Annotated in this window: 20 protein-coding genes and 1 pseudogene; 14 read left to right on the top strand and 7 right to left on the bottom strand. The window is 68.5% G+C overall.

What is annotated here, in order from left to right; genetic code table 11:
- Nucleotides 1-559 precede the first annotated feature (559 nt).
- The 4 genes and pseudogenes from AB0F81_RS26480 to AB0F81_RS26495 all read left to right on the top strand — a co-directional run bounded on the left by AB0F81_RS26480 (nt 560) and on the right by AB0F81_RS26495 (nt 6161).
- Nucleotides 560-2359, top strand: a complete 1800-nt coding sequence (locus tag AB0F81_RS26480; RefSeq protein ID WP_360201428.1) for a trypsin-like peptidase domain-containing protein — start codon at nt 560-562, stop codon at nt 2357-2359.
- Nucleotides 2356-3348: a MoxR family ATPase gene (locus AB0F81_RS26485; RefSeq protein ID WP_360201429.1), complete on the top strand. Its 993-nt coding sequence runs from the start codon at nt 2356-2358 to the stop codon at nt 3346-3348. The genes AB0F81_RS26480 and AB0F81_RS26485 overlap by 4 nt, the downstream gene beginning before the upstream one ends.
- Nucleotides 3349-3350: 2 nt before the next feature.
- Nucleotides 3351-4760: pseudogene (locus AB0F81_RS26490) on the top strand (SAV_2336 N-terminal domain-related protein); the annotation flags it as partial.
- 744 nt (nt 4761-5504) lie between these two features.
- Entirely contained in the window at nt 5505-6161 is a 657-nt protein-coding gene (locus AB0F81_RS26495) for an ATP/GTP-binding protein (RefSeq protein ID WP_360201477.1), read from the top strand.
- 345 nt (nt 6162-6506) lie between these two features.
- On the opposite strand, the gene AB0F81_RS26500 is transcribed toward AB0F81_RS26495, so the two are convergent.
- The 3 genes from AB0F81_RS26500 to AB0F81_RS26510 all read right to left on the bottom strand — a co-directional run bounded on the left by AB0F81_RS26500 (nt 6507) and on the right by AB0F81_RS26510 (nt 7581).
- A complete protein-coding gene (locus AB0F81_RS26500; protein WP_360201431.1) occupies nt 6507-6755 on the bottom strand; it encodes a hypothetical protein in 249 nt (82 codons plus the stop codon).
- A 325-nt stretch (nt 6756-7080) separates the two neighbouring features.
- Nucleotides 7081-7305 (bottom strand): hypothetical protein, encoded by a 225-nt coding sequence (locus tag AB0F81_RS26505; RefSeq protein WP_360201432.1) that lies wholly within the window; start codon nt 7303-7305, stop codon nt 7081-7083.
- Between the two features lie 12 nt (nt 7306-7317).
- The gene (locus AB0F81_RS26510) at nt 7318-7581 is read right to left on the bottom strand and encodes a hypothetical protein (RefSeq protein WP_360201434.1); all 264 of its coding nucleotides are present in this window, start codon (nt 7579-7581) and stop codon (nt 7318-7320) included.
- A gap of 289 nt (nt 7582-7870) precedes the next feature.
- Between AB0F81_RS26510 and AB0F81_RS26515 the strand changes: the two genes are divergently transcribed.
- The 4 genes from AB0F81_RS26515 to AB0F81_RS26530 all read left to right on the top strand — a co-directional run bounded on the left by AB0F81_RS26515 (nt 7871) and on the right by AB0F81_RS26530 (nt 11122).
- A complete protein-coding gene (locus AB0F81_RS26515; RefSeq protein WP_360201479.1) occupies nt 7871-9250 on the top strand; it encodes a helix-turn-helix domain-containing protein in 1380 nt (459 codons plus the stop codon).
- A complete protein-coding gene (locus tag AB0F81_RS26520) occupies nt 9247-10134 on the top strand; it encodes an aminoglycoside phosphotransferase family protein (protein WP_360201435.1) in 888 nt (295 codons plus the stop codon). Before AB0F81_RS26515 ends, AB0F81_RS26520 begins: the two co-directional genes overlap by 4 nt.
- Nucleotides 10135-10341: 207 nt before the next feature.
- Nucleotides 10342-10437: a sulfotransferase gene (locus AB0F81_RS26525; protein WP_360201437.1), complete on the top strand. Its 96-nt coding sequence runs from the start codon at nt 10342-10344 to the stop codon at nt 10435-10437.
- Nucleotides 10438-10660: 223 nt separating this feature from the next.
- Entirely contained in the window at nt 10661-11122 is a 462-nt protein-coding gene (locus AB0F81_RS26530) for an aromatic ring-opening dioxygenase LigA (RefSeq protein ID WP_360201439.1), read from the top strand.
- Between the two features lie 11 nt (nt 11123-11133).
- On the opposite strand, the gene AB0F81_RS26535 is transcribed toward AB0F81_RS26530, so the two are convergent.
- Nucleotides 11134-11997 carry an alpha/beta fold hydrolase gene (locus AB0F81_RS26535; RefSeq protein WP_360201441.1) on the bottom strand — a complete coding sequence of 288 codons (864 nt, stop codon included), beginning with the start codon at nt 11995-11997 and terminating at the stop codon, nt 11134-11136.
- Between the two features lie 146 nt (nt 11998-12143).
- On the opposite strand from AB0F81_RS26535, the gene glsA reads away from it, so the two are divergent.
- The 5 genes from glsA to AB0F81_RS26560 all read left to right on the top strand — a co-directional run bounded on the left by glsA (nt 12144) and on the right by AB0F81_RS26560 (nt 17479).
- A complete protein-coding gene (gene glsA, locus AB0F81_RS26540; RefSeq protein WP_360201443.1) occupies nt 12144-13136 on the top strand; it encodes a glutaminase A in 993 nt (330 codons plus the stop codon).
- Nucleotides 13137-13392: 256 nt separating this feature from the next.
- A complete protein-coding gene (locus AB0F81_RS26545; protein WP_360201445.1) occupies nt 13393-14460 on the top strand; it encodes a peptidoglycan-binding domain-containing protein in 1068 nt (355 codons plus the stop codon).
- A gap of 102 nt (nt 14461-14562) precedes the next feature.
- Nucleotides 14563-14982, top strand: a complete 420-nt coding sequence (locus AB0F81_RS26550) for a DUF1622 domain-containing protein (protein ID WP_360201447.1) — start codon at nt 14563-14565, stop codon at nt 14980-14982.
- Between the two features lie 165 nt (nt 14983-15147).
- Nucleotides 15148-15474, top strand: coding sequence for a carboxymuconolactone decarboxylase family protein (locus tag AB0F81_RS26555; protein WP_360201448.1), 327 nt, complete (start codon nt 15148-15150; stop codon nt 15472-15474).
- 64 nt (nt 15475-15538) lie between these two features.
- Nucleotides 15539-17479, top strand: a complete 1941-nt coding sequence (locus AB0F81_RS26560; protein WP_360201449.1) for an alpha/beta-hydrolase family protein — start codon at nt 15539-15541, stop codon at nt 17477-17479.
- A 20-nt stretch (nt 17480-17499) separates the two neighbouring features.
- Here the strand turns inward: AB0F81_RS26560 and AB0F81_RS26565 are convergent, their stop codons facing one another.
- From AB0F81_RS26565 to AB0F81_RS26575, 3 genes are all read right to left on the bottom strand, one after another.
- On the bottom strand, nt 17500-18237 hold the full coding sequence (locus AB0F81_RS26565; protein ID WP_360201451.1) for an AAA family ATPase: 738 nt from the start codon (nt 18235-18237) through the stop codon (nt 17500-17502).
- Nucleotides 18234-19778, bottom strand: a complete 1545-nt coding sequence (locus tag AB0F81_RS26570; RefSeq protein ID WP_360201453.1) for a CHAD domain-containing protein — start codon at nt 19776-19778, stop codon at nt 18234-18236. The genes AB0F81_RS26565 and AB0F81_RS26570 overlap by 4 nt, the downstream gene beginning before the upstream one ends.
- A gap of 183 nt (nt 19779-19961) precedes the next feature.
- Nucleotides 19962-20819: a YwqG family protein gene (locus AB0F81_RS26575; protein ID WP_360201454.1), complete on the bottom strand. Its 858-nt coding sequence runs from the start codon at nt 20817-20819 to the stop codon at nt 19962-19964.
- A gap of 597 nt (nt 20820-21416) precedes the next feature.
- On the opposite strand from AB0F81_RS26575, the gene AB0F81_RS26580 reads away from it, so the two are divergent.
- The gene (locus AB0F81_RS26580) at nt 21417-23600 is read left to right on the top strand and encodes a heavy metal translocating P-type ATPase (protein ID WP_360201456.1); all 2184 of its coding nucleotides are present in this window, start codon (nt 21417-21419) and stop codon (nt 23598-23600) included.
- Nucleotides 23601-23721: the final 121 nt, after the last annotated feature.

Here is a 23721-nt window from a genome sequence, read left to right on the forward strand (position 1 = left end):
ATCCAGCGTCGCATGTGTTCGAACCCGCGATAGAGCATGGTTTTCGTACGTATCGGTGCGCCTGCAACATGGCTGTTTCGTCGAGCATGCTGGGGTGGTCGGCGCGATCAGTGTCGGCGCCTTGGCATCGCTGATGATCAATGAGGTGTGTGGGTAATGGTCCGCGTTGATGGCGCCAGACGCCTCATGCAAGCCCGGGCCCTCCAGCAGTGAGCCCACGTTCAACCTGCGTAGTGGTTGGCTTCTATGGACTGCAGGACGAGGGTGGGCCGGCACGATCGGCGCGGGCCAGGCTCCCGGTCGGGCATCAGATCTTGGTCGACTGCTGTCGTACCTGGAGCCTGTTCTCATCGATGTGCACGCTTGCCGTACCGGTCCTGACCCGCAAGGTCAGCTGGAAAGGCTCAATGCGTGATGCGAGCCGACTGTCAAGGCTAGTGTCCGGCAGCCGCCACAAGCGCTCGGCTTATCGATCGCCTGGTTACCGTTGTCCGTCCCCGTCAACGGAGAGCCTGTGAAGCCATCCGACGTCGCCGCGCGGCTCTTGCACGACTCCCAAGTGGAGATCACGGGCGAAGCGCTGACCGGGAGTGGATTCTTCGCCGCACCGGGCCTGGTCGTGACGTGTGCGCACGTGGTGGGCGGCCGCCAGACTGTGCTCGTGCGCCACGACGGGTCTGAATGGGAGGGCGAGGTCCTCTACTCCTCGGCTCCGGCTCGGGATGGTGAGCTCTGGCCGTACCCTGATCTGGCGGTTGTGGAAGTTAGTGCCGCGACCGATGTCCGGACCTGTGCCTATCTGGATCAGCGGACGCCGTCGCTGCGATCCTCGCTGCACATCGCCGGTCTCTCCAGCGTCTACCAGCCAGGCCTGGACCACACCTCGGCGACGCTGACGTTCGACGGGTTCCATGGTCGCGGTGTCCGCCAGATGCTAATTCTGGGTGGCCGGGAGATTCCCCCCGGCATGTCGGGCGGCCCGGTGCTGAACCTCAAGACGGGCGGGGTGTGCGGTTTCGCCAAGGCCAACCGGCGGCGCGGGGCCGACATGGGCGGACTCGGTGTGCCGATCTGGGCCCTGCGGGAGGCCGACCCCGCGATCTACCGGCGGCTGATCCGGGCACACGACGTCTTCCACGCCGCCGAGCAGGAGTGGTCCGCCGCCTGCGACGCGCTCGACCACGCCAAGCCCAACCGCCTGTTCCTGGAGGAGGAGCGGCAACTTCGCGGGATCCTGGCGCGCGTGACAATGCCGGAGGACCACCAGGACCGGTTCCTGCGCGCGGTCGGCCGGGAGAGCCCGGCCCCCGCTCGGCCGCTGGTCGACAGCGCGGACGTGGTCACCGAGCTGTCGGCCCTGATGCCACCTCTTGCGGGAGAGCTGCCGTACGTGCTGCGCTACGCCGCCGACCTGGTTCGCGACCTGACCGGCAAGGACGCCCAGCTGGTCCGCGACTGGGCTCTCGTCACGGCCGGGCGGCTGCGGCTCGGGAAGGAGACGACGGCACGCCTGGACGCCGGTGCCGAGTCCGGCGGGCAGTCGTCGCTGATGGTCCGGCTGCGCCCGGCCGGGTTCGACCACACCAGGCTGGAGGTGAGCATCTGGCACTACTTCGACGCGGCGACGGTGATTCCGGTGCCCCTGGAGACCCGGCCGCTGAGCCTGGGGGAGGCCCTGAATCTGCTACGCGCCGAGCTGCCTCGCCAGCTCACGTCTCTGGCGGCCGACGGTGGCGATGTCACCGTCGAGGTCTTCCTCCCGCCACCGCTGCTGGAGGTGGACTTCGAGTCCTGGCAGATTTGGCCGGAGCAGCCCTGGTCGGCGCTGGGACGCAAACACGCCGTGCTGGTGCGCGACCAGTCGCGCCTGGACAACGACCGGCTCGTCCCGGAGTGGCAGAAGCGCTGGATCACGGGTGCCGGCCGCGCCCTCGGCACCGAGGACGACCGGGTGTCCTGCACGGACCGGCGCACCCACGAGGCGGCGGAGGGCTGGCTCTCCCAGGACCACCGCCGCTGCGTCCTGATGTTCGCCGCGTCACCGCTGCGGTCCGGGAACCAGCCCGTCGTGGAGGTCGGACTGTCCTGCGGGATCCCGGTGATGTTGTGGCGCCGCGGCGACTGCGAGGGCTGCCGCGGTGAAAGCTGCGCCGGCGACGCGTTCCTGCGGCAGCTCGGCGAGGCACTGGCCGGAGTGCGCCTACCCGAGCTTCCCGAACGCGTTCGCCGGCTGCGCGCCCAAGCTGCCGGCACCGGATCGGCCACCCATTGCGGTGCGGATCTGGTGCTTCTTTTCGACGACCCATTACGCCGGCCGCCTCGCGACCGGCTGGTCCGCCCCGAGGAGTGGCATTCATGAACGACGACTGGCGGATATTCACTGGCACCGGCACCGTCCATGACGGGATCAAGCGACTGCCGGAGCCACCACCGTGGCGCCGTTTCAACGGGGAGCCGGTGGCGAAGTTCGACCGAACCCCGTCGACGCCGCACGGCCATCGGCGAACCGCCCTGGCCACCACCTATCAGGCCGATCCCGACACGATCGACCTGGTCAACACCGCGCTGTACCTGCGGCGCCCCCTGCTCGTCACGGGCGAACCGGGCGTCGGGAAGTCCACCCTCGCCTACGCCGTCGCGCACGAGCTCCGGCTCGGTGCGGTGCTGCGCTGGCCGATCACGAGCAGGTCGGCCTTGCGCGACGGTCTCTATCGGTACGATGCGATCGGCCGGGTCGAGGATGCCAGCACCGGTGACGCTGCCGACAGTCATCTGGGGCGTTACCTGCGGTTGGGTCCGCTCGGCACTGCGCTTGTCCCGTACGCAATCCCCCGGGTCCTTCTTGTCGATGAGATCGACAAGAGCGACTTCGACTTTCCCAATGATCTCCTCAACATCTTCGAGGAGGGTGAGTACGAAATCCCGGAGCTGGCCCGGATCGCCGACACGACCCCAGAGGTCTGGCTGCAGCCGGCCGATCACGGCCCGAAGGTACGGGTGAACCACGGTCAGGTTGCCTGCCGGGAGTTCCCGCTGATCATCATGACGAGCAACCAGGAAAGGGAGTTCCCGTCCGCCTTCCTGCGGCGGTGCGTGCGACTGGACCTGCCGTCGCCGGACCGTGCGCGTCTCAGTGAGATCGTCGCGGCGCACCTGGGTGTTGACCGGGCCGAGACGAACGAGGACCTCATCACCTCGTTCCTGGCCCGCCGCGAGACAGGGGAGATGGCCACCGACCAGCTTCTCAACGCCGTGTACCTCCTCGACAAGGCCTCCGCCGACGGCGACCGCGGTGCCCGGGAGCACCTGGCCGGCCTCATCCTGCGCCAGCTGAACTCGCCGGCCTAAGCATGTCGATCGACCAGCTGCAGCAGGTACTCACCGCCGCCGGCGTCACGCTGGACGCCCGGGAGCTCAGCGAAGCGCTCTGGCTCGCCGCCCACCTGCCCGCCAAGGAAGCGGCTACCGCTTCACCGTCGCCTCCTCCAGTGGCTCAGGTCCCTGAGACGGACGGCTCCTTGCGGCCACCGGTAGCGGCGAAACCCCAACCGACTTCGGAGGAAGCCCGGGAATCGGCGGCGCTGCACGCCCTCGAGCCGCAGCAGACCCGTAGTCTCGACGCCGAGGTGGCGCCGTCTTCCGAGCACCCGGAGGTCGCCCCGGCACATCCCGTACGGGTGACGCCCGACGATAGGGCGACCCTGTCCACACTAGAGCTCTTGCGAGCGCTGCGGCCGCTGAAGCGGACGGTAGCCTCCCGCGACTGCGCAGAATTGGACGAGGACGCCACCGCCCAGTGGTACGCCGAGCACCGCCGCTGGCGGCCGATCACGCGACCCACGGGCGACCGGGCGCTGAACCTCGCGGTGGTGGTGGAACACGATCCGGCCGGGTTGTGGGCCACGATGAGCACCGAGATCGTCGCGTTGTTCCGGCGGCTCGGCGCATTCCGTGCGGTGACCGTCCACCGGCTGGTCGTGGAGCCCGCCGGACAGCTTTCTCTCCTGTCCGCCGACGGCGCCCGCCGGCCGCACCAGCTGCTCGACCCCACGCGGCGCACCCTCGTCCTGGTCGTCAGCGACTGCGTCGGTGCGGGTTGGCAGCAACCTGAGATCCGCCGCGCCCTACGGCACTGGGCGCGGCACGGGCCGGTGGCGATCCTGCAACCCCTGCCCGAACGATTGTGGTCACGCACGTGCCTGCCGCCCGTTCCGGCCCACCTCGCCGCGACCGGTTTCGCCCGGCCCAACGGCGAACTCACGGTGCAGCGCCGGGACTATCCGTGGCGACGGCCACGCCGGGAGCGTTACGCCGTACCGGTGCTCGAAGTCAACCCCGGCTGGCTGAACCCCTGGGCGAAGCTGGTCGCAGGTGCTGCCGAGGGCGGTGTCGACGGTGCGGTGGCGATCGTCAGGACGGCGGGCGGCAGCCTGACGACGACACCCGTACCGCGTCCGCGGACACCGGCCCTGCACCGGGTGATGCGTTTCCGTGCAGAGGCGTCGCCGGAGGCGTACCGGCTCGCCGGTTACCTCGCCGCCGCCCCTCTGCACCCGAAGGTCATGAAACTCGTGCAGAGCATCATGCTTTCCTCGTCCAACGCGTCCCATCTTGCGGAGATCATCTACGGCGGCCTGGTCACACCGGTGTCCTTCCCGGGCCCTGAGCCGATGTACGACTTCTTGCCCGGGATACGCGACGTCCTGCTCGGGACCATGCGGACCGACGATGTGACACAGGTTCTCGACAACGTGTCGTCCTACATCGACGACTCGACGACGATCGCGCCGACGATCGCGACACCCGGTCCCGACGGTGAGCTGCGTATCTCCGCGCTGAGCCGGCCCTTCGCCAGGGTCCGGGCGCAGGTCCTGCAGCGGCTCGACGGTGGACCGTCCTCGCCGGCCGGCGAGGACATGCCGTCGTCGCCGCCGCGTCTGCACGGTCCGCCGCTCATCCGCATGCAGGATCCCGATTCCCGGGTTCTGCTCATCAGCGACGCGACGGCGTCCGAGCGACTGCATCCTGAGACGCTGATCGAGCACGCGGGGGTGTCACCGGAGGCCATCACCGAGCTGACGAATCCCACGACTCGGCAACTCGTCGAGCACCTGCGCGATGCGGCCGCCGCTACCTCGGGCATGCTGTTCGTGCACCTGGCTTCGGCAATCGACCGACGCGACGACCATCCGCTGATCGTGACCAGCGATGGCTCCCTCGCCTGGAGCGCGATCATCGACGCGCTGAAACAAAGCGACGCCCGGGCTGTCGTCGTCGTGCACACCGGTGAGGGCCTAGAGCTACCCGTCAGCAATGCGGTTGGTAAAAAGATCTACCAACTGTCGTTGCGGCCACATCACATCGCTGACCTCGACCGGATCCTGATCCGCGGTCATGAGGGCGCCCCTGAACAGCTGTCGGCCGAGGACATCTACGGCGTACTGGCCTGCAACGTCGGCAACCGCACGCCGCCGACGCGGCAAGGGCTCGGCAGCCGCTTCATCATCGTTCCCAACCGGGCGAAGCCGCCGCCGCCCTCACCGACAGACGGCTCGCCGCGGGTCACAAGCTGCAAGATTGCCATCCTGGGCGGGTTCGGCGCGGGTAAGACCACCGTGATCGGCAGTCTCTCGGAGATCACGCCGCTGACCAGCGAGGCCGTCATGACCAGCGCCGGGGTGGGCGTCGACGACAACCGCCAGGTGCCCGGAAAGATGACCACGACGGTCGCGATGGATTTCGGCCGGGTGTCCATCGACCGGGATCTTGTGGTGTATCTGTTCGGCCCGGGCGGTTCGACCCGGTTCTGGTACATGTGGGACGAGATCGTCCGGGGTTGTGTGGGCGCTGTCGTTCTTGTCGACACCCGAAGGTTGGCAGACTGCTTCGCTGCGATCGACTACATGGAATACCGGAGACTGCCCTACATCGTGGCCATCAACTGCTTCGATGGAATGCAGTATCACCATGCGAATGACGTTCGAGACGCTCTGGCCGTCACGTCGGACGTGCCCGTCGTCGCGATGGACGCACGCAACCGCCAATCAACGACGAACATGATGATCACGCTGCTCGAATATGTCCTCACGATTCGCCGGGCCTATGTTCATGGATCAGGGGGTCCAGGAGTCGTCCCGGAGGGACTCGACGCCGACCGCTGATACTTCTCGAAGCTTCGCGATGGGTCGTGAAGCGAGGTAGCACCAGACGGTTGCTCAGTTTGAGCACCACGATCACAGCCGAACCATGATCAATGACCACTCCTTCGTTGTCAGGATCCGTTGGGTGGACGGCTGTCCGTCCTCGGGTCAATCCTTGCTGGCGGGCTGGTCGGCTGCGGCGGTGCGGGTGCGGGCGACGCGGTAGGAGTAGTGCCGGTCTCGTTGATGTTGCCGCCTAGAACGCGCCGCCGCTGGCGGGCACCTCTTGTGGGCGAGTCGCGCGCTTGGCTTACCGGCAGGTAGCGAAGGATTCTCCACTGCGCGCGGCCAAGTCGCTGGTTCATTTCAGAGGTCAGCGCCGTCGGTCGGTGGGGAGCTGGCTCTGCCGGAAGGATTGACCGGGATCCCGGCGGCCTGGAGGAACGCTTGCAGCGTCGCCGTGAGTGCCTCGATCTTGTCGTCTTCGACGAAGGCGTAGCCGCGTTGGGAGAGGCCGTCGGCGACCTGCTCGGCCACCTCGCGGAGGAGGTCGTCGGAGGCGGTGCCCATCAACGGTTTCCCCTTCACCGAGGCGTCCGGTGCTACGTCAGGCATGTCGACCGTTCCCTTCGTCTGTGTCGCCCGCATGCGGCGTCGGGCCGAACCCGGTATCAAACGGTGGGACCCAGCTCAGATACCGCGAGCACAGGTCGCCGGCCAACCCGACCGGGTTGCACTCCAGCGCCTCGCACAGCTGCAGAGACAGATAGATCAGCAACTGAGACCGCGCCCCTCGGTACTCCTTCAGCAGCGCCGTCCGCTCTGCAACGCACGGCCATGGGTCACCGCAGACCCGGCATACGCCACCAGGGCGTTCCGCCAGGTGCAGCGGCGCGTAGCGCTCTGCGGCAGCTCCATCAGCCATCCCGGTCACCGCGGGTCAAGCAGGAGCCAGCAACCGCAGACCCGCCACCTGTACGAAGATCCGGCGCCGCTCCATCGCCCGCCCCGCCGGATCCAGCACGGACCCCTCCAGCCAAATCCACCCGTCGTCGGCCACGGCCGGATCGATTCGAATCACACAGAACCGAAGGGCCCGGTTTGCGGCGAACTGCACGCTCGCCGCTGCTGCGCCCACAAGCAGCACGTCCCCTGGCGGCAGCATCGGCGTACACCGCTACCTCGTTGCCCGCAGGCCCGGCACGCTCAGACGCACCGCGCCGACCAACTCCGGCCGGGTCGCCCCGGGCTGACGCGTCGGCAGCCGCAACGTCCGGGAGAACACCCGTGTCGCGCTCTCCCGCCGCCAGCACGGCCCGAGCGAATCACAGGCCAGGCACCGGCCGGTGCTGCTGGACGTCACGTGCTCGTCGAGGACCGCTTGCGCCTCGCTCAGCGCTTGATCAGCCGACACCGCGTAGTACGTGTTCGCTGCTGCCACCGTGCGCCTCCCGTCCGCCGCTGAAGTGTCTTGCGGCCAGGCTGGTCAGTACTGGAAATGATCTTCGGTCGCTTGGCTTCTGCTACGAGAATGGCAACAACAATGGCCGCTAAGTAAGTCGTGAAAACGATCGCCTACGCTAATCAGGCGGGCGCCTAGTGCGGCTAGGCAGAAACGCTAAGCAGCCGTATGTGAATCAGTGCCGCGGGCGTTATCCTGAGCAACTCATTCAACCCCTCCGGAGTTCGTCGTGAATCTTGAGCGGTCCGACGGCGACAGGCCGCCGCCAGTGACCTGGGAGCACCCAGAGGTACGTGCTGCGCTGCGTGTACGTGATCTTGCGACGGTCTACAAGGCTCTAGGAAAGCGTGGATTCTCCCAACGGCGGATCGCCGCGATGACTGGGCAATCGCCCTCCGAGGTATACGAGATCGTCAGAGGGCGACAGGTGATGGCGTACGACCTACTCGTGCGCATTGCCGACGGACTCGGCGTTCCTCGCGGATACATGGGCTTGGCATATGACACGGATGAGTCCCCGGCCTGGCAGACCACGATCGCCGCGAATGCCGTACCCGTTGACGAGCTCACCGAAGTGCGGCAGCTGCTGTCGCATTCCGCCACGATCACCATGGGAGTCTCGTCGCGGGAGGCGTCCCGCTGGTGGCAGCCGAGCAGCCGGATTCCTACTCCCGTGCCGACTCACGTCGGATTCAGCGACGTGACGCAGCACGAACACATCATCGGTGTGCTGCGAGCACTGGACTATCAGTACGGCGGGGGAGCCTGCCGCGATGCCGTACTGGCCCAGACCGCTTACGTCCGGGCCATCCTGACGAGTGCCACCATCGTCGGCGAGGCAAAGCTAAGGCTGCGTCTGGCACTCGCCGATCTCCAGAACCTGGCTGGCTGGACGTCCTTCGACGTCGGCCTCTTCTCTGCGGGCCGCCGGCTTTTTGCGCGGGCGCTGGAGGAAGCGCGAGAGTGTGAAGATCTGTCCCTGGCGGCCAATGTGCTCTACCGGCTCGGCCGGCTTCACCTCCACCGGGCCTACATCGCCGAAGCCCTGAAGTTCTTTCAACTTGGTCAACTCGTGGCACAGGACGCGGACGACCCGCTCACCATCGCGATGCTCTGCGCCAACGAAGCCTGGGCCTACGCGCTGATGGGCGACCGAAACAAAGCGCTCAGCTCGCTCGGGCGAGCCCAGGACGAGTTCACGAGGCCCCGGACCGATCATGTACCCGGCTGGGTCAGCTTCTTCGGTACCGCGGATTTGCACGCGCTCATGGGCATGGTCTACGGCCTTCTCGCCCCGACTGGGCAGACGGATGATCCGGCCCGGGCGGCCATCACTCACCTGGCTGGCAGCCTCAATCTGCGCGCGGACGGGATGACGCGCAGCCGGACGTTCGAACTCACCGCGCTCGCCAGTGTCTACCTCGATAACGATGAGATTGACCTCGGCGCACAGGCCGGCAACGAGGCGGTTGACCTTGCTGAGCGCATGCGTTCAGTGAGAACCATCGACAGGCTGACGCCACTGCTCGCCGCCGCTGAGCGCCATCCTCGGGATGAACGGGCGGTGGCGCTGGCCCAGCGCGTTGCTACTCTGCAGGCAGGATGGGAGCGCGACGGCACGACGGCGAGCGGCAAAAGGGTCGGATGACCCGAGACAGACTGCACGCGGTTCTGCAGGCACTGCGTGGGATAGCCGGGCTCGACGTCTCCAACGCTGAACTGATCAAGTTCACCAACAATGCCGTTTTCCGGCTTCCTGACGCCGGGGTCGTCGTTCGCATCGCTGGCTCCGAGACCATGGCCACGAGGGTCGACAAGGTCATCGAGGTCGCGCGATGGCTGGCGGTAAACGACGTGCCCGCCGTTCGGCTCGTACCCGAACTGGAACAGCCGATTACGATCGACGGGCTCAGGCTGACTCTCTGGCGAGAGGTAGCCCCAGTGGGACCTGCCCCAACGGGTGCCGATCTGGCGAACATCCTGGCGGCGTTTCATGCCCTGCCGCCTCCGGTTGGAGGGCTGCCCGAGTGGTCACCGATGGAGGAGATCCGGCAGCGGCTGGAGGAGCCTGACGGCGTGGCCGCCGAGGTCGTCGGCTACCTCAAGGACCAATGTGATCAGGTGGAAGCCGAACTCGCCGGCCTGACGTTCGAGCTACCCCGGGGACCTATTCACGGTGACGCCTTCATGGGCAACCTCATCCCCGGCCCGGACGGCCCGGTGATCTGCGACTTCGACTCCACCTGCGTCGGCCCTCGCGAGTGGGACTTCACGCCGCTGGCGGTCGGCAAGCTGCGTTTCGACTACGCCGGCGATGCGTACGGCGACCTCGCTGATCGATACGGGTTCGACATCTTGAGCTGGCCGGGATTCAACGTCCTGCGCCGAGTCCGCGAACTAAAACTCGTGACGAGCATTGTGCCCGTACTGGGCAGCAGTCCTGCCCTTCGCCCGCAGTGGGAGCACCGCCTGCGCACCTACCGGTCCGGCGACCGAACGACAAGATGGAGCACCTACAGCTCAGCGACCTGACGAGCGATACCTCATCGTGATCTCTGGCGTTGTCCTCGTCTTCCGCGTGAGGCCGCCGCCGATCCGAGACGCCACGTGGGCGGGGCCGTCGCGATGATCGTCGCGCGGCCGGGATGATCAAATCAGTGATTTTGAGAGCCACTCACGTGCTGGGGCATTGGCAGTGGGCGTCTAGGCACCGGGGAATGCCATCATCGTCCGATACGGGTGATCGGTGCCGGGTGGGGCCGGACGGGGACCACGTCGTTGGCGAAGGCGTTGGATCGGCTGGGTGCGGGTCCGTGGCTCTCCGTGGCTCACTGATCGGGACGCCGCCGTGCCGTGCCGCGGCGACACGACAGAGACGCGCGGCTATGGAAGGAGGCGGTCATGGCAACTCTTGTCGCCATCGGCTACCCCGATGAGACCACAGCGACAGCGGCGTCGCTCGAAGCCGGCCGGCTGGCGAAGGATCTCATCGCTTCCGGATTGAGTTTCATCCACTACGGACGATATGTATCGACGGGTTCCTCGGGACCGTCAGGACATGGCAGCTACCAACCGCCGGACCGGAGCGGTCCCTCTGCTCGGACTATTGGTGATCATCGCGGGCTCGGTTCTCCTAGTCGCCGGCGTGTTCACGTACAGCGTGGTCAGCTCCACCTTGGCCGCGCAGAAGATCACAGTCTCGGATGACGCCGCCTACTTCGCAGGAGAGCACGTTTCGCAGCCGTGGGAGGCGTACGCCGAGGCGATGGTGATCGCCGACCACGCCAGCGACATGGCGGGCGGGAAGACGTATGCAGAACTGCCCCGGGACGATCCCAACCGGGAGTCCGTGATGACGGCGTCGTTCTTGCAGGCCTCGCTGTTCACCTCAGTGGTCGCCTTCGGCGTCGCGGTACTGGCCGCCGGCCTCGGCCTCGTCCTGGTGCTGATCGGGTTCGCCTTGCGGCGACTCGCCCGCGCGACGGAGTTGACCGCCACCCCCAGCGTCAGCGCGGCCTGACCGGGCCGGGTTCAACCCGGATGCCCTCTGCCGGGCGCACCGCCGCCATCACGCTTCTCGTGGCCGATTCGCAGGACCTGCGCGACGCCGGACTGGTCCGGGTCATCGGTGATGTCTGTGCCGTCGAGCCAGCAGCTGATCACGTGAGCGAGCTCGCCCGGGTGGCTGAAGTTCATCGCGTGCGCTGCGCCGTCGATCACTACCACCGTCAGATGCGGCGGGGCGAGCCGGCCGAGCTCGCGTACTCGCGCCATCGGCGGCATCAGCGGGTCGCGGCTGCCGAGCACGGCGAGGGTGGGCACCGGCGTACGCAGCAGGCGCTCGAGTGAGGGAAACCGCACCAGCTCGCTGAACAGGTGCAGACCGTTGACCGGCCCGAAATGCAGATAGTCGGGCAGCACGACGGGAATCATCCGCGGGCTCTCGCGGCGCACGTCGCGGGCCAGTTGCAGTAGAGCCCGGCCGAGCGGCTGGTTGTGCATGCCGCCTGCGGGAGAGGCGAGCACGATACCGGCTACCCGTTCAGGCGCGCTGTGCGCCACCTCCAGCGACACCGGTCCACCCATCGAGTTACCGATCAGGAACACCCGCTCCAGACCGAGCGCATCGAGAACCTCGAGCAGCGCCCATGCCAGAGAGGGGATTCCGAGAGCGTGTCCCCAGGCCGCACTGCGGCCGTAGCCGGGAAGGTCGGGTACGACCGTCGTTGCGCGCCCGGCCAGCGCCCGGGCCGTCGGCAACAGGTACCTTCCGGACACCGCGAAGCCGTGTACGTGAACGAGCGGAACGGATCCCGGCACCTCAGGGCCGATACGGATGAACACCGGACGCCCCTGGACCTCGATCCGGCGCTCACGCCAGTCCTCCTCCGCCACGTTGCCATTGTCGTACCGACCCGGTTGCCCGACGTCATCCGATGAGGATGAGCCGGGCCGAACGGGGTGCACCGACTCTGGATATCGGCATGGTGAAACGGTGCTCGGCGCCCGCGTGGGCGCCAGGCGCATCCCTGGGGTGATCGATGGAGATTCTCGACAACGACGTCGCACCGTACGTCTCGACCGGCGAGCTGCCCTCGCCGGATCAGGTGCGGCTCTCACTCAACCAGGCGTACGAGCGCTACCGGACGCATACCGGAGGCGAGTGCTCACGGGTCTACCCAGCCCTGGCCCGGGTCCCGGCCGACCTGTTCGGCATCTGCGCGGCGGGCGCCCGCGGCGGCCTGTACGCGGTAGGGGACGCCGAGCACGGCTTCACCATCATGAGCGTGGCCAAGCCGTTCGTGTTCGCCCTGGTGTGCCAGACGGCCGGGCCCGAGAGGATCCGTCGGCACCTGGGCGTCAACGCCACCGGGCTGCCGTTCAACTCGCTCACGGCGGTCGAACGCGGCCCGGACGGCCGGACCAACCCGATGGTCAACCCCGGCGCGATCGTCACCGCCAGCCTCGCGCCCGGCGCCACCGCGTCAGCCAAATGGGCGTTCCTGCAGGACGGGCTGTCCCGGTTCGCGGGCCGGGACCTGCCGCTCGACGACGAGGTCTATGCGTCCGCGTCGGCGACCAACCACCGCAACCGCGCCCTCGCCGACCTGCTGCACTCCTATCGGCTGCTCGGCTGCGATCCGGTCGAGGCTGTTGACCTGTACACCCGTCAGAGTTGCCTGCGGGTCACCGCCATCGACCTCGCAGTTATGGGCGCCACCCTAGCCAACGGCGGCGTCAATCCGCGGACCCGAGACCGTGTGGTGGACAGCTCGGTCTGTCACTACACGCTCGCGGTGATGGCCACTTCCGGCCTGTACGAGTCCTCCGGTGACTGGCTCTACGACGTCGGGGTGCCGGGCAAGAGCGGGATCGGCGGCGGGATCATCGTCGTCTCACCCGGCAAGGGCGGCTTAGCCGCATTCGCGCCGCCGCTCGACGGCTTCGGCAACAGCGTCAAAGGCCAGCTGACCGCACGGTACCTCTCGCACCGGCTCGGGCTGACCCTGTTCGCATCCGAACCCGCGACGTGACCGCGTGGCACTGCGGGGGTCCGCAGCTCGCCTCGCTGACGGCGGCTCACCCGACCGGGATGAGCCGCCGGGGGCGCCGGGTTGGGACCCTGGCCGGGCCGAGACCGCTGCCAGGAAGAGGCTCGCATGAACGGATGGCTGATGTGGGGACTCGTGCTTCCCCTACTGCTGGTGGTCGCGGGTGTCGTCGTCCTGCTTCGGCGCCGGAACGGCCGTCGCTGAGATGCGTGCCCGCGTACGGATCCTGCTGATCGCGATGGCGCTTGCGCTGGCCGGCTGCGGCACCGGAGACGGTGACGGCCAGTTGCGCAGGGCCGAGCAGGAGGTGGCGGACAAGCGTGAGGCGCTCGCCGCGGCGAACGCCGAGCTTGCCACCCGAGTCGATGCCGCCTGTCGTAGCAGCGCCTCCTACGTGACCGCACTGGACCGCTACGGCGACCTCATCAACGAGACCGCGCCCACCGTCGGCGACGTGAAGGAAGCCGGCGCCGATCTGGCGGACCCGCGGTCTGACGTGACCGCCGCTGCCGAGCAGGTCGCTGCCGCCCGCGAGGACGTGACGACGGCCGAGAAGGAACTGGCGGAGGCGACCGCGGCCCTGGCTTCGGTCCGCGCCGAAGCGTCACTTGCACCGGCCGCGCCGCCAATACCATCAGCCTCACCCTCGGTCGAGGCGCCCGTGGCCGAAACCACGGTGAACCGAGTGAAACAGGCCGAGGCCGACTTCGCGGCGGCGCAGGACGGCATCACCGACCAGACACCGCTGAGGCAGGCCTCCGAGCGATTCAACGCGGCGGCCGTCGCGCTGGAGGTCTCGTGGCTACGGCTGCTCGCCGAAGCCGGCTGCCTGAACGAAGACCAGCAGCAGCGGGCCGGCGACTACACCTCGGCCATCCAGAACTCCCTCGCCGAGGCCGGCTACTACCAGGAAAAGGTCGACGGCATATACGGGCCGGCGACGGTCGCGGCTGTTCAGGCCCTGCAGAAGGCTCACGACCTTGCCGAGACCGGAACCGTCGACAAGGCCACCGACGCGGCGCTGCAGGCAGACCTGCGGGCCAAAGGCGGAGCCGCGGCCGAGCAGGCCACCGCGGCAACCGCCGCGGTGCAGCAGACCCTGAAGCTGGCCGGCTTCTGGACCGGTCCGGTCGACGGCACGTGGACCGCGGCGCTGACCGAAGCCCTCAAGTCGTTCCAGAGTGCCCTGGGCGTCGAACCCACCGGAACCGTGGACGCGGCCACGATCACTGCCGTAGAACGCGCCCTGCAGCAGCGGCCCGCGCCGCCCTCGGTAGCCATGTCGGCGTCACCGGCCAAGTCGTGACGGCAACTGCCGACTGCGACGTCAAGATCGCGTGCAAACTCTTCTTCATCGATCACCACAAACTCAATGTGGATTCGATGACCTAGCGTCGGGGAGCCCGGGATGAGCCTTCACGACATGATGGAAACGGTCGTCAACGGTTTCGAGATCGCCGGCGTCGCGATCCTGGTCGTCGGTTCTCTGGTGGCCTTGGTATCGGCGGCTGCCAACGCCCGTCGCGACGGCGCCCGGGCCGCCTATCAGCAGGCCCGGCAGGGTATCGGCCGGGCCATCCTGCTCGGCCTGGAGGTCTTGATCATCGCGGACATCGTGCTGACGATCACCGTCGACCGCACGTTGGAAAGCGCCGTCACGCTCGGGTTGATCGTTCTCGTCCGCACGTTCCTGAGTTTCTCTCTGGAAGTCGAGTTGGAGGGAACCTTGCCGTGGCGTCGACGGGCGACGGGAAGCGGGTCGACCACGGTGACATCGACCGTAGGCCGCGACGAGCCGCACGCCGGAGGCTCGAGCGTCAGTTCCTAGCCTGCTCACGCACACCGCCCGGCGGCGAAGAGTCGGTGATCCTGCCCGGTGCGCTCGACGGATGACGCTTCATCCTCTTCGGATGAGGAGAACCCCGCGCCGTCAAGCGAACCTGTAGCTGCGCGACCGGACGACTCGCGTCCGCTTCTGGGAAAGGAGACGTCGATGGCAACCGGAGAAGCCCCCGTCCTCGAGGCCTTGACTGATATCAACGCGGTGTCGCTGGCCCGGGTCGAGCTCGACCCCGCCGCACTCCTCATGGTCCGGATCGCCGCGCTGGTCGCGGTCGACGCACCACCGGCTTCCTACCTGCTGCATGTCGCCCCGGCGGTGGAGTCCGGTGTCAAACTCGACGACGTTCAAGATGTCCTGGTCGCCGTCGCGCCGATCGTCGGAGCGCCGCGCGTGCTGCGGGCCGCGGCAGCGATCACCGAGGCACTCGGCCTCGCCATAGCCATGACGAATCCGACAGCGGACGAGGCCGACGCCTGACTCGCTGTGCCGATCTGGAGCGAGGAATCCGATGTCAGGACAGGGGGCGACCGTACCGGTCAGCATGCCGGACTCGGCGGCGAATGTCGGGCTTCTGGTCGCGTCGGCGCTCGCGCCGGAGACGTTCGAATCGTCGCTGTCGCCCCGCAGCGCCGGCGATCAGGGTTTGGTCACCGGACTGTCGATCGGGATGCACTATCTGCTGACGGTCAGTACCCACGAGGCGTTGCGGGGGATCGCCAGATGGCTTTCCGCTGATGGCGATAGCGGTAGGTTGGCGGCACCGCAAGTGCCGGCAACCCTGCTGGCCGATGTCGTCGCGATCCCGGCCGGTCTGGCGATCCAGCACGCGATTGCGCCGCGTGCCGGTGAGCCGATGGCACGAGGCTTGCTGCGGCAGCTCGGCTGGCGGACCGCCGTGACCGGATTGGGTGGCGTCCTGCTGACCGGCGCCCAGGCGGGTACCCGGTGGGTGGATACCCGGATCGGCGCCGGCGGGCGGATCGCCGTTCTACCCGTCGCGGTGCCGGCAGGGCTCGGCGTCGCCTACCTGCTGGAGCGCCGCCGGGTACGAACATCGGAGCGACCCGGTACGGCCGACCCGCCATCGGCGCTACGGTCGCTGTCCGTGGCCGGCAGTGTCGTCGCCGGCATGAGCGCAGCCGCCTATGCGGAACACCTGCTGACCGATCAGTTCGGCCGACGGATGGCAGCGGCGCTGCCCGGCCCGGTCGAGGTCTGGCGGCTGCTGGGCCACGGTGCGTTCCTGCTCGCCCTCGGTGTGGGCGGTTCGGCTCTCTGGCATCGGGCGATGCGGCGGATCGAGGCGGACACGTCGGCCGACCAGCCGGTCTTCGCGGCCGACGAGGCGACCCGGTGGGTCGCTCCGACGATCAGCGGTGGCCCGGGCAGCCTGGTGTCGTGGGCAAGCCTTGGGCGCGAGGGCCGCCGGCACGGGCTCGCCTACGTGCGGCCCGCGCCCGTACCCGACGCCCCGGCCGGCACGCCCGACCTGTCCATCGAGACGGTGATGGGTCAGCCTGCCCGGGCGCAACCGGTGCAGGTCTACGTCGGGCTCGACAGCGCACCGACCGCACGCGAACGGGTCGACCTCGCGCTCGCGGAACTGAACCGCACCGGCGCATTCCGCCGCTCGCTTCTCATGCTGGTGTCACCGACCGGCACCGGCTACGTCAACTATGTGGCGGTCGCGGCGGCGCAGTACCTGGCATTGGGCGACGTGGCCACCGTGACGATGCAGTATTCCAAGCGGCCGTCGCCGCTGTCGCTCGGCATGGTCAAGGCAGCCCGCGAGCAGAACCGGCTGCTGTGGCTCAGGATCCTGCAGGAGGTTGGACGCCGTCCGGAACCGCGGCCGCGGGTGGTCCTGTTCGGTGAGAGCCTCGGCGCACACACCAGCCAGGACGTGTTCCTGCACTGGGGCACGCTGGGTCTGGAGGCGCTGGGCATCGATCGCGCGTTGTGGATCGGCACGCCGTACGGCAGCGGGTGGATGCACCAGGTCACCGGTGCGGACCGGCTCGACGTCGACCGCGACACCATTGCCGTGGTCAACGACTACGCCCAGCTGGCAGCAATCGCCCCGCAGCGCCGAGCCCGGCTGCGCTACGTCATGCTCAGCCACGACAACGACGGCGTGACCAAGTTCGGGCTGGACCTGCTCGCGACGCCGCCCCGCTGGCTCGGCGCGGACCGGCCGCGCCCGGAGGACGTCGAGGGGACGAGTCCTCGGGGAATCCCGCCGGGCATCCGGTGGCGGCCGATCACCACGTTCTTCCAACTGCTGATCGACATGAAGAACGCGCAGGTGCCCGGACGTTACCGGGCCTGGGGGCACGACTATCGGCCGGACCTCGCGCGGTTCATCAGCGAGGTGTACGCACTGCCTGCCACGCCGGAGCAACTGGACCGGATCGAGACAGCGCTGAAGTCACGTGAGGTCCAACGGGAGCGGCTGTTCGAGCATCGTGCGACGGGCCGATAGTGCTCGCCGGCTTGCCGGGTCTATGACGGGCGGAGTTCGGCCCACAGCTGCTCGTAGGAGATCGCGGCGCGGCTGCGCGGTGCGAAAGCGGGCACGGGCGCACGCTGCTCGGCCATCTGCTCGATCATCGACAACGCCGGCACGATCGTCTGCGCGACGTGGGGATGGTCGCGGGAAAGCGTGGCGATGACGTCGCGGTGCAGCTTCTTGCGGCGGTCGGCCATCGAGAAGAAGGCCTTGACCTGCGGCTGGTGGCCGCCGGCTTCGGCGACGAAGCTGGTCAGCTGCTCGAGGGTGCGCAGCGACAGGGTCGCCGGGATGAGCGGGACGACGAGCAGGTCGGACGCGTGCATGACGTTCTCCGACACCAGGGAAATGCTGGGAGGGCAGTCCAGGAAGACGATGTCGTAGTCGCCGGACAGGGTGCTGATCAGCTGGCCGAGTTGTCGTGTCCGCTTCTTGGTGTCGTCGAGTTCGAGGTCCATGTTGCGGTAGCTGAAGTCAGCAGGGAGCAGGTCGAGGCCCTCGAAGTCGGTCGCCTTCAGCGCCGCCGCCAGCGAGCGTCCACGGGTCAGCAGAGCCCGGCTTCCGCCCTTCACGCGCGGACGCACCCGGAACAGGAACGTGGCCGCCGCCTGGGGATCAAGGTCCCACAGCAGCGTACGCTGCCCCTCGCGCGCCGCCAGGTAGGCCAGGTTGACCGCGGTGGTCGTCTTACCGACGCCGCCCTTGATGTTGTACATCGCGAGCACCTTCATCGGCCCGTCCTCACCAGGTGTATCCGGTCCCGGCCGGCCGGTCGGCTGAACCGGGCGAACGCCCTTTCGAAGTCGGCGCGGGCCCGCTGCTGGTCCGTGCCCAGATGGGCGACGAGTTCACCCATCGCGAGCAGGGCCCTGGTGGGTGCGTTCGCCGCCCGCATCTGTTCGGCGAAACCGTAGAGCGTCTGCTGCTGCACGTCGGAGTCCTGGAACCGGCCGAGGACGTTCTGCAGGTCCTTGAGGTCGGACACCACGCGCTTGCGGGCGGTGTCGTCACTGACCGGCGCGAACAGCTCAAGGGCGTAGCGCAGCTCCTTGCACCGCTTGCGGAGCGAATGCAGCGCCTCCGGCGGTGAACCGGGTCCGATGGCGGCACCGTCACGCACCACGCGCCGATAGGCTCGCCCGATGCTCCGGTTCGCCAGCGTGCCGACGGTGAGTTTCGGCGCGGAGGCGGGCGCGGATCCGGACAGCTCTGCCAGCGTGTCCTCCCAGCTGGACAGGGTGCTCCGGAACCGGGCTGAGCGCAGCCCGCGGACCAGGCTGCGCCGGGCGGCCGACCGGTGGCGCCGCAACTGGTCGGCGAAGGGCTGCAGGTCGTCGGCGTCGGCGGCCACCAGCCAGCCGGCCATCTCGGGCAGGCCCAGTTCGTAGACGTCGAGGTCGCGGACCGGGGTGGTCAGGTCGCCCAGCCACTTGAACGCCGGCTCCCAATGCTCCGACACGCCTTCCGGCAGCGCGGGGCGACCGAGTTTCAGCGTCGAACGGGTGCGCCGGACCGCGACCCGCAGGTCGTGCAGGAACTCGGTGTCCACGTCGTCGAGCACCCCTGCAACGTTGGCGCGGATCGTGGCGAGGTACGCGGACCATTCGGTGACCAGTAGCTTGGTCGCCGGCGCGGACCGGCCGATTCGGATCTGCCGCGCACCGGTGTCGTCGCGGGGCGGGACGACCGGGGCCGGCTTGACCGGACACAGTCCCGCCGCGGCGAGCAGGCGGGCCGCGTTTCGCGCCTCGTTGCCGTACCCACGCAGGGGTTTGACGCTCAGCCACGTGCTCGCCGCCGCGTCCGTGGCGTGCTCGACCAGCTCGAACCTGACCAGGATCTTGCGATCCTCGTTGCGCAGCGCGCCCTGGCGCAGCCGGTGGGTCTGCCCGTCGAGCACCATCAGAGCGCGAATCGTCGCCACGGGCGCCAACGCGTCACGAATCCCACCCGCTGGCAGGGCGCTCACGAGCGCCGGCCAGCGCGCGTCCGCGATCGGCGTCGTCAACGGCTCGCCGCCCTTCTCCGAGATCAGCACGAGCCGCTGACCTGCCGGGTCGGACAGGTGGTAGAGGGCGAGCCCGGCCGCCGCCAGCCGCCGGTCGAAGGTGTCGAGGGCTGCGCCGTGGACGACCGATGGGGGGTCGAACTCGACGGCGAACTCGTCGCCGATGGCGGCGCCGACGGCCTCCGCAGTGATCGGATCATCGTTCGGTCCGGGCAGGCCGAGCAGCTGGGCGCGGCCGACCACGAGGTACGGCGGAGGGGACATTCGACGCATATGAATTCCGGCTCAGAGTTTCGTGACTCGGGCGGACCGAAGATGAGTCCAAGAGTAACGATGAAAGACGAACGGCGCTCGCGCCTCATCCCGGCGGGACGGCCTGCAAGCGTCCCAGGCCCCAGCACGCTCAGGCTCAGTGATCCGGTCGACGGTTGCCGCCTTGTTGGTCGGTCATTCGGTGAACTCACTGAAGGAGAGCGCCTCGTCGAACCGGCGGGCCGCGAGGTCTTCGTGGCGAATCAGGAACCGGCCGTTGACGTACTCTTCCTCGGGTACACCGAACTGGGCCAGCGGCACCCATTCGCGCATCACCCGAAACTCCTCTTTGTCGGAGGCGACCGTGTTCTCCGGATACGGCAGGGCGCTGATCTGTTTCTTGCGGTCGGCGTCGGCGAGCACCCATTCCGGGGGATTCTGCGCCGAGATGCTGTATCCGCCGACCTGGACGTCCGTGTGCGCCCAGGGCTGCTCGGGCCAGAGTCGCAGGGCCAGGGCGCGCATCTCGCGGCGGTGCGGCATGGCGAAGGCCATCTGCTGTTTGAGGCCGTGCAGGTATTGCTCCGGCTTCGCGATCCAGTCGGGCAGATGCGCCTGGATCGTGGCGAACAGGTCCTGTTCCGGGGCGGTTTGCTGGTCGGCTGCGTCGCGCGTCGCGGTTTCGGTGCCGGCCGGCACGTAGATCACGCGCGCGAACTCCTTCTCGCCGGCGGGGGAGCAGGCATCCATGGCCGATTCGGCGTCCAGGAAGAACAGCAAAGAACCCGTGGCGGGCAGCGCGATGCCGGGGATCGTGGGCAAGGCCGCGCAGTCCAGGAAGAATCGGTACGGCAGTGGGCTGCCGTTGGTGTCCGACGGCCAGGCGATATCGGCCGGTAGCTGAGGCAGCCCGCCGAGCCTCCCGGCACGAGGGCCCGCCTCGTGTTCGCCGGCGACGATCCGAAACCGGAGCACGCTGGCAAAGGCGGCGACTTCCTCCTCGGGGAAACCTTCGCCGCTCGCCGCATGCCGGAATCGATCATGAAAATCCATGGTCGCGGATCTTATAGGAGGGGCAGCTCGGGCGCGAGCTGCGCCTCACGGACCGTGCTGAGCAGTAGGTATCAGGGGAGGCCGAAGGAGCGCAGCACCCGGTCGATGCGTGCGCGATCTGCCGTGAGCGGTTGGCGCGCGGACTGCGGTCGGCGTCGATCAGCTCGCCCGGCGAGGAGCGCGGGCACGACACCCGCGTGTGGTTCGGGCGGCGGCTTGCGAGATGAAACCGCCACGGCGGATCCGCTCGGAGCGGCCGAACAGGTTGGGCGCCGAGCAGTGGAAGTACCAGGAGCCGTGGCCGCGGTCGGACAGCCGTGGGCGTTTGTTCTCGACGTCTGCGCTGCTGGTTACGGCATCCGCATCGCTTGAAGGTCTTGTCCAGACTCGCCTCGCGGTCCTCGGCCGTCGCGCCGGTTGTATCGAGCGTGATGGCTGCCCCTGCTGTCGGGGAGTCCCTGTGGGAGGGGGAGGTCCATGGAGTGCGGGTGTGCCGCGGGGCTCCCCGCCGTGGGCCCGTAGTGGACCGCCGCAGATCCTTCCGCTCTTGCGGTTATACCCCCGGGGGGTATACCTTCATCATCGGAGGTGGTCGACATGCCGACCCACAGCGAACACGACAACATCCACCAGCACGGCCACGAGCATCACGCGGCCGCCGCGACGCTCGATCACGCGGGCGCCCATGAGAAGGTTCATCACGCGACCGCCGGTCACGACCACCATGCCCGCGGGCCCAGCGCCGGGCACCACGCCGGTCACGGGCACGAGGGCCACGACAAGCACGCCGGTCACGACCCGGAGATCTTCCGCCGCAAGTTCTGGCTGAGTCTCGCCCTGACCGTCCCGATCGTTGCGACCAGCCACATGATCATGGACTGGTTCGGCTACAGCCTCGACTTCCCCGGCATGGCCTGGGTCGGCCCGATCCTGGGCACCGTGGTGTTCTTCTACGGCGGCTGGCCGTTCCTGGCCGGCGCGGTCAGCGAGGTCCGTGACCGGGCTCCGGGCATGATGCTGCTGATCTCGATGGCGATCACGGTCGCCTACACGGCGTCGCTGGCCACCAGCCTCGGCCTGTTCGACCTGGACTTCTGGTGGGAACTGGCGGCGCTGGTGACCATCATGCTGCTGGGCCACTGGCAGGAGATGAAGGCGATCGGCCAGGCCCAGGGAGCCCTTGCCGCGCTGGCCGCGCTGCTGCCCGACGACGCCGAACGCCTCAACAGCAGCGGCAGCATCGAGCGGGTGCCGGTCGCTGACCTCGCCGTCGGAGACACCGTCCTGGTCCGCTCCGGCGCCCGGGTGCCCGCGGACGGCCGGATCGTCGACGGCGCCGCCGAACTCGACGAATCGATGATCACCGGCGAGTCGAGACCGGTCCCGCGCGGCGAAGGCGACCGGGTGGTGGCCGGCACGGTCGCGACCGACTCGGCGATCCGCGTCCGCGTCGACGCGGTAGGGGAGAACACCGCCCTTGCGGGCATCAGCCGGCTAGTCGCGCAGGCACAGGCCGCAGGCGGGCGAGCGCAGGTGCTGGCGGACCGGTTCGCGGCGATGCTGTTCTACATCGCTACTGCGGCCGCGGTGCTGACGTTCGTCGCCTGGTGGCTGCTCGGCGACGTGGACCAGGCCGTCGTCCGGACGGTGACCGTGCTGGTGATCGCGTGCCCGCACGCCCTCGGCCTGGCGATCCCACTGGTGATCGCCTTGTCGACGGCGTTGTCGGCCAAGGCCGGAATCCTGGTCAAGGACCGGCTGGCCCTGGAGCGGATGCGTACCGTCGACACGGTGCTGTTCGACAAGACCGGCACCCTGACCAAGGGCGCGCACACCGTGACCGGTACCGCCGCAGTCGACGGGTTCACCGACACCGACGTGCTGCGCATCGCCGGAGCGGTCGAGGCCGACAGCGAACACCCGCTCGCCCGGGCGTTGACCGCAGTCGCCCACGAGCGGGGCCTGCACGATCGAGCGACGGGGTTCCGTTCGCTGACCGGCCGCGGCGTCCAAGCGGTCGTCGACGCCCAAACCTACGCCGTAGGCGGCCCGGCCCTGCTGCGTGAGCTCGGCGCCACCGCGCCCGCCGGCTTGCAGGAAACGGCCGCGCAGTGGTCGGCGCGGGGTGCGGCGGTGCTGCACCTGCTGCACGTCACCGACGGCGCGACACCCGAGGTGATCGGTGCGTTCGCGTTGGAGGACGAGGTTCGCCCGGAGGCCCGGCAGGCCATCGAACAGCTGCGCCGTGCCGGCATCGGCAAGATTGTGATGATCACCGGGGATGCCCGGCCGGTGGCCGAGGCCGTCGCCGCTGACCTCGGCTTCCGCCCCGGCGTCGACGAGGTGTTCGCCGAGGTGCTGCCGGCCGACAAGGACCGTACGGTCGCCGAGCTGCAGGCCCGCGGCCTGCGGGTCGCGATGGTGGGCGACGGTGTCAACGACGCCCCGGCACTGGCCCGAGCCGACGTCGGCCTGGCGATCGGGGCGGGGACGGACGTGGCGATCGAGTCCGCCGGCGTCGTGCTGGCCTCGTCGGACCCGCGTGCGGTTACCGGCGTGATCCGGCTGTCGAAAGCCTCCTACCGCAAGATGATCCAGAATCTGGCGTGGGCGGCCGGCTACAACATCGTCGCCATCCCGCTCGCCGCCGGCGTGCTGGCCTGGGCCGGGGTCACGTTGAGCCCGGCGATCGGAGCGGTGCTGATGAGCGCCTCGACGATCGTCGTCGCGCTCAACGCCCAACTGCTGCGCCGAGTGAACCTGACCCCGCAACAGCAGTAAACCAACCTGACGGTCCCACCCCACCGGCTGGCGTGGCCCTGGCAGCGATGCTGCCGGGCCACGCCGCTGCCTACTCACGCACGGCACGCAAAGACCGCACCGCGACGCCGTGGCCATGTGG

Origin of the sequence: Actinoplanes sp. NPDC024001 (assembly GCF_040638955.1) — a bacterium.
Taxonomy (GTDB): domain Bacteria; phylum Actinomycetota; class Actinomycetes; order Mycobacteriales; family Micromonosporaceae; genus Actinoplanes.